This is a genomic window from Vibrio sp. V39_P1S14PM300 (assembly GCF_009904765.1).
In the GTDB taxonomy this organism is placed as follows: Bacteria; Pseudomonadota; Gammaproteobacteria; order Enterobacterales; family Vibrionaceae; genus Vibrio; species Vibrio proteolyticus.
This window is the reverse complement of sequence record NZ_WXWP01000300.1, coordinates 1-12,669: the sequence shown is the minus strand read 5'-3', so window position 1 is coordinate 12,669 and position 12,669 is coordinate 1. Positions and strand designations below refer to the sequence as shown.

The following is a 12,669-nucleotide window of genomic DNA, read 5'->3' as shown; positions in this document are numbered from 1 at the left end:
GATCCACACTCCGATCACACAGAATTATAGCTGAGCAGGTGGATTGTCAAATGACTCTGGTTGAATATGTCGCACGAAATCGATTGCAAGGTATGACTTTCATTCGACAGGCGTTTAAGATGGTGAATCAAAAAAATAATCAGAGCAAAGGTTAGCCATGTCGTCTTCATCTCGTCTTACACAAATTAACGTCTATCCGGTCAAATCCGTCGCCGGTATTGCCATCTCATCCGCCTGGGTAGAAAAACAAGGACTTGCGTTTGATCGACGCTTTATGGTGGCAACCTCTGACGGGGTGATGGTGACAGCCAGAAAATACCCTCATATGGTCAAGGTTCAGTCCAGTCTGACTGCTGACGGCATTATCTTTACTGCGCCTGATCAGCCTGCTCTGAAGTTACGTTATGCCGATTTTAAACACCAAGCTGCGCCCGCTACAGTCTGGAACGACAGCTTCGAAGCTTACACCACGACGGACGAAGCAGACGACTGGTTCAGTGACGCACTTGGTCAGCGGGTCGAGCTTTTGTATACGGGAGAGCAGTCCAATCGCGTGCCGGAACGAGTCGGCAATAACGTCAGTTTTGCCGATGGTTTTCCGGTTCTGGTGATCAGCGAAGGCTCGTTGGACGAGCTGAATCGTCGCAGCTCTGAATCTCATCTGATGGATCAGTTTCGTACCAATCTGGTTGTCAGCGGGGGAGAACCCTTTGTTGAAGACAGTTGGAAACGTATTCGTATCGGTGAGGTCGAATTTGAATCGGTCAAGCCGTGTTCACGGTGCATCCTGACGACTGTCGATATAGACAAAGGTGCGTTTAAACCCTCTAAAGAGCCACTGAAAACCTTATCTCAGTTCCGCGCGAACCGCAGCGGTGATGTGTTTTTTGGCCAGAATCTGATAGCGCTGAATGAAGGGATGATCCATGCCGGTGACCCGGTTGAAGTGCTGGAGTACAAAGAAAAAGAGCAGTATGAAGACCACTCCCCGAGCCGCATGACGCTCACGTGTGTGCAGCGAGAAGAGATTGCCCGTGATTTCGTGACATTCTGGCTAGAGCCTGATTCTGAGTCACTACCGACATACCTGCCTGGGCAGCATTTGCCGATTGAGGTTGCGATCGGTGGAGAACGCATCGGGCGACGCTATACCTTGTCGTCCAGCCCATCACGCCCCGGACGTCTGGCTATTTCGGTCAAGCGTATTGACGCGGGCAGAGTGTCAAACTGGTTACTGGACAATTTGCAGGTGGGCGACACGCTTGAAGCTGAGTCACCGAGTGGCAGCTTCCACCTCGGCGAGAAGCACGATCAGCCAATCTTACTTCTTTCCGCTGGCAGCGGCGTGACGCCTATGCTGTCAATGTTGCGTTATCTGGCCGATCATGATCAGGTCCGCGATGTTGTGTTCTACCACCAGTGCCGCACGGAAAGTGACATTCCGTGCAAACAAGAGCTTGAGGGACTCAAACGTCAGCATCCTGGGCTCAAAGTAGTACTGTCGCTGACGCAGCCTGCACCGGATTGGTTCGGCCTGAAAGGGCGTTTGACCCTGTCACATCTGAAGCAGATTAAAGACGTCGAGCAGCGCCAGGTGTTTGTGTGTGGCCCAGACGGATTTATGCAAAAGGCGAAGAATCTGTTGTTGAAACAAGGCCTGCCAGAGTCTATGTATCATCAGGAAGCTTTTGGCGTTGCTATCAGCGCACCTAAAGCGCTCAAAACGCTGCAAATCAGTGTCAATGGAACGCTTTTCGAAGGCAACAATCAAGCCACACTGCTGGAACAGGCTGAAGCGGCCGGTGTTCCGATTTCCAACAGTTGCCGAGCAGGGCTTTGCGGCGCGTGCCGGGTGACGGTGGAGTCTGGCAAAGTGGACCAGCCAGATGTGCCCGCCTTGCAGGACAATGACCGTTACATGGGCATCGCACTGGCGTGTTGCTGCGTGCCGGAAACGGATATCGAAGTCGTGAACTGAAAATGTTCACCAGACAAAAAAGAAAATCCCTGGTCACAAGACGTGACCAGGGTTTGTTGATTCACAACAACTCATGGATAGTTTTGGGTTTGTCGTTCAACGTTCGGGACATAGCCCGGCGGTGTCCGAAAACAATAAAACCTTAAAACAAATCCCGTTGTGCCGATACTGTCCAATTGGACAGGTTTTGGAGTCTGGTGATGGTTTTCAGAGCAAGGTCAAACCTGAGGTTGAATGTAGCCGCGCAGTATGGCTTTGGTGATTGCCTGATAGCGATTGACGGCCCCGAGTTTTTTGGCCGCGTTGTTGAGGTGAAATTTAGCGGTACGCTCTGAACAGCCGATGATCACGGCGATTTCCCAGGTACTTTTCCCTTCGGCTGCCCAGGTCAGGCACTGCAGCTCTCTTGCTGTTAAAAGTCTGGCCGGCGCCGTGCTGTGTAATTGGGGGTGAAAGTGGGCGATGTTTTCTGTGATTAATGGCGTCACTAATTGAGCCAGTAGTATCTGCTCATCCATTTTGTCATAATGACGGCCGTCAGACGTTGCGAAACTCATGCAGCCAAACTCACCGTTTAGTCCATGGAAAGGGACGGTGAAACCTTTACGCAGATCATTCAGTCGGGCTTCCTCAAAGATCTCCCGCCCGATACGCTCACTTTTATCGACGTGATCCCAGTTTATTGGCAGCACATGATTCATGCAGTATCTCGCCACCGGATCATGATGTGCGTAGCCACTTTCGGCGTATTGCTCACTCCAGGCCCGGGGATTGATAAGATTGAGCACATCCGCTTCTTCTTCCATACTTTCTTCGAGGTAGAGACCGAATAAAAACGATTCGTGGTTCAGCTCGTTCCCGATAGAAGTCAACAGAGTTTGCAGTTCGTCAACGCTGTTAACGCGTTGGTTTTCTTGGATTAAGCGTAGTAACTTATTCATTGCAGTGAAGTGATTGTCAGCTCTGGCGACAGTATATATCAACCTGTCGGGATAAAACCCTGAGTCACAGGTGCTCTCTCGAATTACATAACAAAGTGAGAGAGTGCCCATAATTTTCAAATAAATCAGGAGTTTGTTGATATGCAACTTCGCAATTATAAGACAAGTGATGCCAAAGCATGCTGGGCGTTGTTTTTTCACACAGTACATACGGTCACCGCTGCTGATTACACAGACGCGCAGCGCAATGCCTGGGCACCGGCCGATTTTTCGATGCAGACATGGCAACAGCGCCTAGACACCATCCGTCCCATCATTGCAGAAGAGGACGGACATCTGGCAGGGTACGCAGATTTACAAGCGGATGGACTGATTGACCACTTCTTTGTTAGCGTGCACTACCAGAAATGCGGTGTTGGTCGGTTTCTTATGGAAGAGATTGTTCGTCGGGCAAAAGAGAAAAATATGGCACGCCTCTACGCTCATGTGAGTAAAACCGCAAAGCCGTTTTTTTCAAAAAACGGCTTTGCGGTGGAGCGTGAGCAGGAAGTCGCGATTGGCGGTATTGCCCTGACGAATTATGTGATGAGCCGCCAGATATCGCCGGATCAACCATGAATACGTTATAGCTGACCGGTATTTTCGATAGGTGCCAGTGCTTTACGACGCAGTTTTACTTGAGCCAGAATCACACCTGAGATCACCATTAATCCGCCCATCAGATGATAAGTGTGGATCTGTTCACCGAGTAACGTGGCAGCCAGAGACACCGCCACCACTGGCAACAGGTTCATGAACATGGCGCTTGAATCCGCACCGATGGCATCAATGGCTTTGACCCAGAGCCAGGGGGCGAGCAGGGAGGCCATCACAGAAGCATACGCGATCAGCGGCAGCGACTCGTGGGTGGGTAGCAGTTGTTCACTGCTCAGCCATAACGGCGCTAACATCGCAACCGCAAAGAGTCCTTGCATGTATATCAGCGTCCAGTTGCTCAAGGGCATTTTCCAGCGTTTCAGCAGTACGCAATATGCTGCGTAGACCACTGCGGCCAGAACCATCAGAGCGTCCCCTTCAGTGACGTCTTGGTGGAGGAAGAAAGTGATGTCGCCTTGGCCAAGCATGAAGGCCAATCCGGCCAGAGACAGGACGCCACCTACCACACTCAAAGCAGACACGGGTTTGCCCAGCAAAGGCAGGCTCAAAAATACGCTCAGCAAAGGCACCAAAGAGGTGATCAATGACATATTGGAGGCGCTGGTGGTCAGGCCTGCGTAGTACCCCAATGATTGGTTCAGTACCATGCCCAGCATCGCCAGAAAAGCCAGTTTGGTCAGATATGGCTTAATTGTTGGCCATTGGCGTATAACCGTTGGCAGGCAAAAAGGTGTCAGCAACAGCATGGCAACAAACCAGCGGTAAAAGCTCATGGCACTGGGCTCAATGGCACTTGCGGCCATTTTGTTGACAATCGAGTTGCCGCCCCAGATGAGCACAGTGATTAACGGAAAGAGATAGATCATGTGACCCCCATCTCGAAATAATGGATGGAGCCTAGTCTGTCACGTCGCTATAATTGTATGTATCTGTAAAAAGACATTGAACGTGATAGGAAGACAAGTTTGAAAAAGAACGCCAGACACCTGCATCCTTCGTTATCTATTGACCAGGCACCATCAGACGTGTTTATGAATTTCGAAGCGTTTCTGTCGAATACCGAAACCCGTGTTCACAGTCATGCCTGGGGACAAGTGCAACTGATCAGCGGTGGTATTTTGGAAATGGAAGCGGAAGACACTCGCTTTTTGGCGCCTCCCCATCTGGCGATCTGGGTTCCCGCAGGCATCAAACATTGCAGTTATAACCGTAAGCCCATCGAGTATTGCTCGTTGAATATCGCTCGAGGGTTAACTCAACATTTTCCGGAACAAACCAGTTTAATTAAGGTCACGCCGATTGTTTCTGCAATCATTGATGATTTTCGTCGTCGGCACATCAATGTCGCTCAAAGTGAAGAAGACGTGCGTTTGGTTCAGGTGCTGCTCGACCAACTGGCCACACAAGATGTACAACATCAGTTCCTGCCGTCCACCGATAACAAATACCTGTCAACGATTCTCACCGCGGTCGAGGAAAACCCGACTGACAATACCAGCCTCAGTGAGTGGGCGGCGCGGGTGCATACCACCGAAAGAACCCTCGCCAGGCACTGTCAGGCTGAGTTGGGGATGAGTTTTACTGAATGGCGTTTAAGGGTGCGTTACCTGTTTTCCATGGAATTGCTGCGCAAAGGGCATTCGGTCAAAGAGGTGGCGTTGACCTTGGGCTACAACCAGGCCAGTCCGTTTATATCGATGTTTAAAAAATACTCCGGGCAGACCCCGGAGCAGTATAAGAATCGCTTGCTGTAAGTTTATTTGAGCTGCGTTAACACATAGTCCAACCCACCAGTCACAGCGGCGACTTGTGCGTCGTTGCACTCTTCATCGGTGACCTTTGGGCTGTCTGGGTAGACTTCGGTTGTCGTACCAAAGCGGCAATTCGTCACGCCACCACATAGACCCAGCTTTTTCATGGGGTACTCAATGACGCCCTCTTGAACCACCGTAGAACCGATGATTTCTCCGTTGTCGTCTGCTGGCGCAATGTGAGTCACTAAGCGAACCGCATCAATAACGGCTTTCTGAAACTCGGGGACGGGGTTGTCAGTATCTCCGACGGTGTAAAAGCCGTCTGGAATCATACCTGCCACGTATGCTTGGCCATCGCGAGCCGCCAGGGCGGGTCGAAACTCTGTTTCGTCAGTATCCGTGGTTTCGTGCAGGTCGATGTGGACCAGCACCTCACCCAGTTCGGACACCAGTTGAATCAGATTGGCTGACTCTTCTGCCGGGCTGTCGGCATAGAATGAACGGTTTGGGTCCAGCGCATTCGGATTCCAACGGTTGATGGTTTCGTAACCCCAAGGGCTGACACAAGGTGCGATCACCAGATTAAAGTGGGAGAGGTATTTGTCTGCCTGTGTCGCGGCAAACTTGAGTGCACCATGAACGCCACTGGTTTCGTAACCATGCACACCGCCAGTAATCAACACTGTGGGTTTGCTTTCGTCCCAATCGCGACTTTTGATGCAATACAGAGGATAACGTTCTGGGTCATAAGAGAGGGCTCCGTACTGTTCAACCAGAAAGGCGTCTTTTAGTGCCAGAATTTTAGGCACTACTTGCTGTTGGTACTCACGTTTGATTGTGGTGTGTTCACGCCAGGCTAGGCGTTCAGCGTCGCCCCACTTTTCTCCAGGTGTGCCGATAGGGTAGGTATATCCGTTACGCATCTTCGCGACCTTCTCTGTGATGTTCTATTTCAAGCCACATAGCTTAAGAGTGTTTAGAAGATTGAGCAAATGGTATCCATCTGAGCAATACTGAACAGCGTAACTATCGGAAATTTAGTTCAATTCTTGGCATTGAGGCCTTGAGAATCTGTCGGCTGATGTTACATTTGCTAACACCTGATACTTTGAGAATCGATTATGGCGGGATTAAGCCTTTTAACTCTTCTGGATGACATCACCACAGTGTTGGATGATGTTGCATTAATGTCTAAAGTGGCGGCGAAGAAAACAGCTGGTGTACTGGGTGACGACTTAGCTCTCAATGCGCAGCAGGTGTCTGGCGTTGCCGCGGAACGTGAGATCCCGGTGGTGTGGTCGGTGGCGAAAGGTTCGTTTCGCAACAAGTGCATTCTCGTTCCCGCAGCCTTATTGATGAGCTCCGTTGCGCCGTGGTTGATCATGCCGTTACTGCTGCTCGGAGGTTTGTTTCTGTGTTTTGAAGGCGCTGAAAAGGTGCTGGAAAAACTGTTTCATCACGGAGAAGCGCACTCTGAAAGTGAAGCAGAAGCCAATTTAGCCAATGCTTCGATTGATGAATATGAGAAGAAAAAGATCGCCGGCGCGATCCGTACTGATTTCATTTTATCGGCGGAAATCATCGTGATTGCATTGGGGACGGTGCAAGGTCAGGCGATGGCGACTCAGATTCTGGTGGTGAGCTTGATTGCAGTGATCATGACTATCGGGGTATATGGGTTGGTTGCCGGTATCGTCAAACTGGACGACTTGGGCTTCTATATGGAAAGAAAAGCCCAAGGTAAAGGCGTAGGTTCTGCCATTGGCCGAAGCCTTATCACATTTGCGCCCAAACTGATGAAGATCCTCACCGTAGTGGGGACGGCGGCGATGTTCTTGGTCGGCGGAGGGATCGTGGTGCACAACGTACCAATGATTCACCACTTGATTGAACCGATATTGCTTGAGTTGCCGAATGTATCACTGGCTCACGCGTTCATTCCCGTTATTCTCAACGGTCTGATTGGTTTATTAGCCGGACTGATTGTGGTCGCTGGCTGGAGTGTGATTGGTCGTCTGCGTCATTAAGTCCACTGCATCAGCAAAAGCCGACCTCTGAGTCGGCTTTTTTGTGTCAGTGCATCTGCAGTGCAATGTCTTCAATGGCGCGCTTGAGAGCCTCAACAGACTGGGCACCGGCAATCAGGTGTTTGCGGTTGATGATAATTGCAGGAACGGCGCTGATGCCAGCTTCAAGCCACTGTTGCTCGGTGGAGGCAACGGTCTCTGCCCAGCCGGGATCGCTCAGAACCTGCTTGGCGACTTGAGTATCAATCCCAACCTCTTCTGCGATGGCCAATAGAGTGTCGGGCAGGCTGATGTCACGATTGTCGGTGAAATAGGCTTCAAATAGAGCCATTTCCAGATCAAACTGTTTGTCCTGCGAACGGGCCCACATCAACAGTTGATGGGCTTGGCGGGTATTGTAGATACGCATGTCGTCGACAAAATGGAACGAAAACCCCACTTCTTGTCCCAGTTGGGTAATGGTTTTCCGGTTCTCATCGCTCATCGCTTTGGAGGCGCCATACTTTTCAGCTAAGTGTTGCTGTAAATTCTGTCCGCTCGGCCCCATGGCGGGGTTGAGTTCAAAAGGATGCCACTGAATTGAGGCGTCAAAGGTCTCGCCAAGTTGACTGAGTGCCAGTTCAAGCCTTTTGTATCCTATGATGCACCAAGGGCATACAACGTCTGACACAATATCAATTTGCACTTTGGGCATACCCGCTCCTTGGTTGTCGATGCGCGTAATGCGCGGGAGTCCTTTGGTTGTTTTTTGTACGAACTATAAACTTAACGCGTATTGACGTGAATTTCTACGCCCCTGATCTAATACACAGATAAAACGCAAAAGGGGGAACGACTTTAATCAGGCGTTTCTATAATAAGCCTGTCCAGATGAATGGACGTGGATAAATGGAAGAAATGCATGGAAAACGTTATGGCTACTGACGTCATTCTACATGCCTTTGACTGGCCTTATCAGCGCGTCGCTGAGCAAGCCAGTGCGATCAGCGCTGGCGGCTACAAATCGGTGCTGGTATCACCGCCTATGAAGTCGCTTACATCTGCGCAGGGCACGCAATGGTGGCAACGTTATCAACCCCAAGATTATCGTGTTATCGACAACCAGCTTGGTAACACTCAAGATTTCAAACACATGATCGCGGCGCTGGAAAAGCACGGCATCAGTGTGTACGCCGATGTCGTGTTCAACCATATGGCGAATGAGTCGTCTCTGCGCCTTGACTTGCAATACCCAAGCGCGGCGGATATGGCCGACTATGAGGCGCGAGCGGATTATTATCAGTCTCAGCGGTTGTATGGCGATCTCAGCCAGCCACTATTTACTGAACAGGACTTCGTCGAAGCGTTCGGCATCAAAGACTGGCAGGATAAGTGGCAAGTTCAGAACGGACGCATAACCGGTGGAGCAACGGACCCAGGACTGCCGACGTTACGTGCTCATCACCATGTCATCGTCCAGCAGCAGGAATACCTTAAGGCACTCAAAGCGCTGGGCGTGCGTGGTTTCAGAATTGATGCTGCCAAGCACATGAGTATTGAACATCTGAAAAACGTCTGGACCGAAACCATCACCCGGGACATGCACATTTTTGGTGAAATCATCACTGATGGTGGAGCCACGCGAGCGGAGTACGACATTTTCCTTGAGCCATACCTGGCTGAGACTCGTCTTGGTGCGTACGATTTTCCGTTGTTTCAGACCATGTTTGATGCTCTGGATGAGGGAGGCAGCCTGACATCGTTGGTGGATCCGTACTGTTTTGGGCAGGCATTGGCGAAGTACCGGGCGGTGACGTTTGCCATCACTCATGACATTCCAAACAACGATGTGTTTGAAAACTTGGTGATGGATGAAGCACTGGAACAGTTGGCCTACACGTACATTTTGGGGCGTGATGGTGGCGTGCCGCTGATATACACCGATCTCAATACCAGTGGTATCAATAACCACGTTGGTCAACCTCGTTGGGTCGATGCCTGGAAAGATCCCGCGATGCTTGCACGTATCCGATTCCACAATCAGATGCACGGTAAAATCATGACCGTACTGGAGGCCAATGATGACTTGTTGGTGCTTGCCAGAGAAGAAGCAGGGTTAGTGATCATCAATAAGTCCACACGTGGACAGAGGGTGGACATTGCTCAAAGCGGTACTCTTAAAGACCTGCTGTCTGATACGTTGTACACCGCCGTACAGGGTAAGTTGAGCCTGGATGTGGCGCCGGTGAGCAGCATGATGTTGGTGGTGCAGGAGTCATAAAAAAGCGCAGCAATTGCTGCGCTTTTTTACTGATAATTTTCGCCAGTCACTAATTGGTAGAGCTGTTCAAATTCTTCCTGGTTATTGTTGAACAAATCTTCAACGATCTGTTCCGGTTTGGCGCCTGACTGCATGCGTTTTTTTGCTTCGCGCATCGTCAGTACTAACTGGTGGCTGCGAGACAAAAATGAGTCGGAGTCCGGCTCCCAGCTTGAAATGGCTTCACTCAGTTCACTGGTGTAGAGCAGCGGAGAAAACGCGGCGACTTCACGTTTCAAGAGCTGAAGAATTTCGGCTTCGACGTCGGGTTTTACTTTGGCATGCACCAACTTGTTCATTAACGCGTTGCTGAGTTCGGTCTGCTTTACATACCCAGCCTGACTCGGCAATGGATCGGTGTTTCGCACGGAAAAGTCGACCCGCTCAATTTTAGTGGCCGGAAAAAAGGACAAAGCGCACAGACAATCAAACGGAATCCAGACAGAATCACCAGTTTCGACAGCGTATTCATTTTTCCCCAATCGCAGCAACATCAGCCCTTCCGTTACGCGAATAAGACTATGTTTGAGGGCTTTTTTACGAGGCGTGGTGACAAGGTACGCATATCGTGTCACCTGATGTTCAATAGCGTAGTTCATTAGAGCTCTCTCTCATATTGGGCCGCTAAGGGTAACGATTATCATATAAATTGCAAACTTAGCACGGAAATCGTTGCAGATCTCTGGTCTGACCTTCAGAATTCTGTTAGTACTTTAGCTGTTATGTCCGCTAAGTATGCGTAGAATAGGCCAGCTTTTTTTTTGATGTAGTAAACAATGACTTCTAATAACGATCCATATATTGATATTCGTCCCTACAATGACGATGAAATTCCTGCTGCTATTGAGCGCTTGATTAACGATGAAGAGTTTATCAACGCCATCCTCCAGCATCGCTTTTCAAACCATGCTACATGGTTTAAAGCGCTGATGTCTCCGATAGTCAAGATTTACCTGAAGTTTAAATGGGCGAAGCTGACGTCTGTTGAGGCGATACAGCTAGAAGTGAAAAAATATCTGGATCAAACCATCGAGTCGACCACCAAAGGGGTGACGTACTCAGGCCTTGAGAAGCTGGACAAAGAGACGGCTTACTTGTTTGTGTCTAACCACCGTGATATCGCGATGGATCCAGCGTTAGTGAATTACGGGCTGTACCAGAGTAGTCACAAGACGGTGCGTATTGCGATCGGAGATAATTTGCTGAAGAAGCCGTGTGCCACTGAACTGATGCGGCTCAACAAGAGCTTTATCGTAAAACGTTCAGCGAAAGCGCCACGTGAGATGATGAAAGCACTCGGCACGTTATCGTCTTATATTAAGCATTCTCTAGATACGGGCAATTCAATTTGGATCGCCCAGAAAGAGGGACGAGCAAAAGATGGCAACGATTTTACCGATCCGGCGATCCTGAAGATGTTCCATGTTGAAGGCCGTAAGCAAAAAATGCCTTTCCCTGACTACATTAAATCGTTGCGTATTGTTCCGGTGTCTATTTCGTATGAGAACGATCCGTGTGATACGGCTAAGGCCATTGAACTGTTCGAAAAAGCCACCAAAGGAAAATACGAAAAGGGTGAGTTTGAAGACATCGAAAGCATCATTCAGGGTATCGTTGGCTACAAAGGGCGTATTCATGTGGCATTTGGTGATGTGATCGATCAAGATTTTGAAACCCCGGACGAACTGGCCAAAGAGATTGATCGCCAAATTCACGATCATTACAAACTGTTCCCGATTAACCACCTAGCGGCGGGCAGCAATGAAGGCGTGACCGATGAGGTTCGTGCGCTGCTGCAAACCAAACTTGATAAGCTGCCGCAAGGGGCACATCAGTACCTGTTGGACAGCTACGCCAATCCGGTCAGAAATATTGTCTGATAAAAAAGAGATGCGATGGCATCTCTTTTTTGTTTCTGTTAACGGGCAACCGCGCCATTGAGAGTTAAGTTTGTCGGCCACTTGCTGATTTGGTTGCCGCCGAGATAGATGTTGCCTTTTACCGTCATGGTGTCTGGAAACTGAGAGATTTTTGAGCCACCGATAAACAGGCTTCCGTCTACCGTTAACCCTTCCGGCAATGACTCCAATGGCGTTCTGATCACGCTCAGATCGCCTTTCACTCGAAGCCTTGGTGGCAGTCGGATTAGTGGCGTGTCGGTAAAATTCAAATATCCGCCCACTCGCACGCCGCGTGGCCATTGTTTTACTTGAGAACCAAGCAAGTTTGCATAGCCTTTGATCTTGGTCCCGCTTTGTATCCGGCTTAGTTGGCTGTTGGAAGCGTCCAGACTGCCCTGAATGTCCATATCGGCTGGTAGTGTCTTGATCGCGGTTTTGGCAATGTTCAAATTGCCTTTCACCACCAGGCCATCCGGTAAACTGGTATACGGTTTATTACGCAGATCCAGGTTGCCGTAATTGTCCAGATGATTCAGTAACCGGTAACTGTCGAGTGGTTCCGCTATCAGGGATGCAGGTAAGCAGATCAGAAATAATACAAACAAGTGACGCATGAGGTATCAAGGAGTGGCGGTAACATTACACCTAGTATCGGCAGGAGGGCCGAGAGCTTCAATCAATATTGGAGAAATCGCCATGGTGGCGGTGCCGGGATCACAAAAGCGGGTATTGGAATCCCGCTGTTGTGAGCTGACTGTACTGGTTTTAGCGTGACAGAGAACGAGTTTTGAGTTCGAAGATCAGTTTCTCGGCGCTAACTTCAAATTTAAAGCGTGCATGGAGCTCGTTGCTGGCATCGTTCATCGGCGAAACTTCAAACTCTACGTTTTGGCAGACTTCTTTCGCCAGTGCGGCGTATTTTTCAAACTCTGCTTCCAGTTGAGAACGACTGGCGCCAAACAGGGTGACTTCTGCCACTTCGTCGCCTTCTTTGATGATAAAACCCATTTCACCTGCGCAACCACAGGCTTCGCACACATCCTGAGTCTCAAATTGATCAGTGCTCATCTCAATTACCTCTTACCTGAAAAGGCTTCCAGTGTAGCGAGAAG

Annotated in this window: 13 protein-coding genes; 6 read left to right on the top strand and 7 right to left on the bottom strand. The window is 49.7% G+C overall.

Features of this window, described 5'->3' with window-relative positions:
• Positions 1 to 157: 157 nt before the first annotated feature.
• Positions 158 to 1,978 carry a hybrid-cluster NAD(P)-dependent oxidoreductase gene (locus tag CAG65_RS15405; RefSeq protein WP_161454215.1) on the top strand — a complete coding sequence of 607 codons (1,821 nt, stop codon included), beginning with the start codon at positions 158 to 160 and terminating at the stop codon, positions 1,976 to 1,978.
• Between the two features lie 218 nt (positions 1,979 to 2,196).
• Here the strand turns inward: CAG65_RS15405 and CAG65_RS15400 are convergent, their stop codons facing one another.
• Positions 2,197 to 2,919: a LuxR family transcriptional regulator gene (locus CAG65_RS15400; protein ID WP_161454214.1), complete on the bottom strand. Its 723-nt coding sequence runs from the start codon at positions 2,917 to 2,919 to the stop codon at positions 2,197 to 2,199.
• A gap of 141 nt (positions 2,920 to 3,060) precedes the next feature.
• Here CAG65_RS15400 and CAG65_RS15395 point away from each other — a divergent pair, with 141 nt between their 5' ends.
• The gene (locus CAG65_RS15395; protein ID WP_161454213.1) at positions 3,061 to 3,537 is read left to right on the top strand and encodes a GNAT family N-acetyltransferase; all 477 of its coding nucleotides are present in this window, start codon (positions 3,061 to 3,063) and stop codon (positions 3,535 to 3,537) included.
• 5 nt (positions 3,538 to 3,542) lie between these two features.
• Here the strand turns inward: CAG65_RS15395 and CAG65_RS15390 are convergent, their stop codons facing one another.
• Positions 3,543 to 4,442 (bottom strand): DMT family transporter, encoded by a 900-nt coding sequence (locus CAG65_RS15390; protein ID WP_161454212.1) that lies wholly within the window; start codon positions 4,440 to 4,442, stop codon positions 3,543 to 3,545.
• A 99-nt stretch (positions 4,443 to 4,541) separates the two neighbouring features.
• On the opposite strand from CAG65_RS15390, the gene CAG65_RS15385 reads away from it, so the two are divergent.
• On the top strand, positions 4,542 to 5,330 hold the full coding sequence (locus CAG65_RS15385) for an AraC family transcriptional regulator (RefSeq protein WP_161454211.1): 789 nt from the start codon (positions 4,542 to 4,544) through the stop codon (positions 5,328 to 5,330).
• 2 nt (positions 5,331 to 5,332) lie between these two features.
• On the opposite strand, the gene CAG65_RS15380 is transcribed toward CAG65_RS15385, so the two are convergent.
• Entirely contained in the window at positions 5,333 to 6,253 is a 921-nt protein-coding gene (locus CAG65_RS15380) for a M14 family metallopeptidase (RefSeq protein WP_161454210.1), read from the bottom strand.
• Between the two features lie 198 nt (positions 6,254 to 6,451).
• Here CAG65_RS15380 and CAG65_RS15375 point away from each other — a divergent pair, with 198 nt between their 5' ends.
• Positions 6,452 to 7,357 carry a DUF808 domain-containing protein gene (locus CAG65_RS15375; protein WP_021704838.1) on the top strand — a complete coding sequence of 302 codons (906 nt, stop codon included), beginning with the start codon at positions 6,452 to 6,454 and terminating at the stop codon, positions 7,355 to 7,357.
• A gap of 46 nt (positions 7,358 to 7,403) precedes the next feature.
• Here the strand turns inward: CAG65_RS15375 and CAG65_RS15370 are convergent, their stop codons facing one another.
• Positions 7,404 to 8,051 (bottom strand): DsbA family oxidoreductase, encoded by a 648-nt coding sequence (locus CAG65_RS15370; RefSeq protein WP_161454209.1) that lies wholly within the window; start codon positions 8,049 to 8,051, stop codon positions 7,404 to 7,406.
• 207 nt (positions 8,052 to 8,258) lie between these two features.
• Here CAG65_RS15370 and CAG65_RS15365 point away from each other — a divergent pair, with 207 nt between their 5' ends.
• Positions 8,259 to 9,617 (top strand): alpha-amylase family protein, encoded by a 1,359-nt coding sequence (locus CAG65_RS15365; RefSeq protein ID WP_161454208.1) that lies wholly within the window; start codon positions 8,259 to 8,261, stop codon positions 9,615 to 9,617.
• Between the two features lie 26 nt (positions 9,618 to 9,643).
• Here CAG65_RS15365 and CAG65_RS15360 read toward each other — a convergent pair whose 3' ends face one another.
• The gene (locus CAG65_RS15360; protein WP_161454207.1) at positions 9,644 to 10,255 is read right to left on the bottom strand and encodes an AraC family transcriptional regulator; all 612 of its coding nucleotides are present in this window, start codon (positions 10,253 to 10,255) and stop codon (positions 9,644 to 9,646) included.
• Positions 10,256 to 10,432: 177 nt separating this feature from the next.
• Here CAG65_RS15360 and CAG65_RS15355 point away from each other — a divergent pair, with 177 nt between their 5' ends.
• Positions 10,433 to 11,536, top strand: a complete 1,104-nt coding sequence (locus CAG65_RS15355; RefSeq protein WP_161454206.1) for a 1-acyl-sn-glycerol-3-phosphate acyltransferase — start codon at positions 10,433 to 10,435, stop codon at positions 11,534 to 11,536.
• Between the two features lie 38 nt (positions 11,537 to 11,574).
• Here the strand turns inward: CAG65_RS15355 and CAG65_RS15350 are convergent, their stop codons facing one another.
• Together CAG65_RS15350 and CAG65_RS15345 are read right to left on the bottom strand one after the other, a co-directional pair.
• Complete coding sequence (locus CAG65_RS15350; protein WP_021704833.1) at positions 11,575 to 12,171, bottom strand: hypothetical protein; 597 nt, start codon at positions 12,169 to 12,171, stop codon at positions 11,575 to 11,577.
• 151 nt (positions 12,172 to 12,322) lie between these two features.
• A complete protein-coding gene (locus CAG65_RS15345; RefSeq protein WP_021704832.1) occupies positions 12,323 to 12,625 on the bottom strand; it encodes a DUF406 family protein in 303 nt (100 codons plus the stop codon).
• Positions 12,626 to 12,669 lie beyond the last annotated feature (44 nt).

Bases quoted from the DNA above. Each gene is read 5' to 3' on its own strand.
- CAG65_RS15405 (WP_161454215.1), top strand. From the start codon at position 158: ATGTCGTCTTCATCTCGTCTTACACAAATTAACGTCTATCCGGTCAAA.
- CAG65_RS15400 (WP_161454214.1), bottom strand. From the start codon at position 2,919: ATGAATAAGTTACTACGCTTAATCCAAGAAAACCAACGCGTTAACAGC.
- CAG65_RS15395 (WP_161454213.1), top strand. From the start codon at position 3,061: ATGCAACTTCGCAATTATAAGACAAGTGATGCCAAAGCATGCTGGGCG.
- CAG65_RS15390 (WP_161454212.1), bottom strand. From the start codon at position 4,442: ATGATCTATCTCTTTCCGTTAATCACTGTGCTCATCTGGGGCGGCAAC.
- CAG65_RS15380 (WP_161454210.1), bottom strand. From the start codon at position 6,253: ATGCGTAACGGATATACCTACCCTATCGGCACACCTGGAGAAAAGTGG.
- CAG65_RS15375 (WP_021704838.1), top strand. From the start codon at position 6,452: ATGGCGGGATTAAGCCTTTTAACTCTTCTGGATGACATCACCACAGTG.
- CAG65_RS15370 (WP_161454209.1), bottom strand. From the start codon at position 8,051: ATGCCCAAAGTGCAAATTGATATTGTGTCAGACGTTGTATGCCCTTGG.
- CAG65_RS15365 (WP_161454208.1), top strand. From the start codon at position 8,259: ATGGAAAACGTTATGGCTACTGACGTCATTCTACATGCCTTTGACTGG.
- CAG65_RS15360 (WP_161454207.1), bottom strand. From the start codon at position 10,255: ATGAACTACGCTATTGAACATCAGGTGACACGATATGCGTACCTTGTC.
- CAG65_RS15355 (WP_161454206.1), top strand. From the start codon at position 10,433: ATGACTTCTAATAACGATCCATATATTGATATTCGTCCCTACAATGAC.
- CAG65_RS15350 (WP_021704833.1), bottom strand. From the start codon at position 12,171: ATGCGTCACTTGTTTGTATTATTTCTGATCTGCTTACCTGCATCCCTG.
- CAG65_RS15345 (WP_021704832.1), bottom strand. From the start codon at position 12,625: ATGAGCACTGATCAATTTGAGACTCAGGATGTGTGCGAAGCCTGTGGT.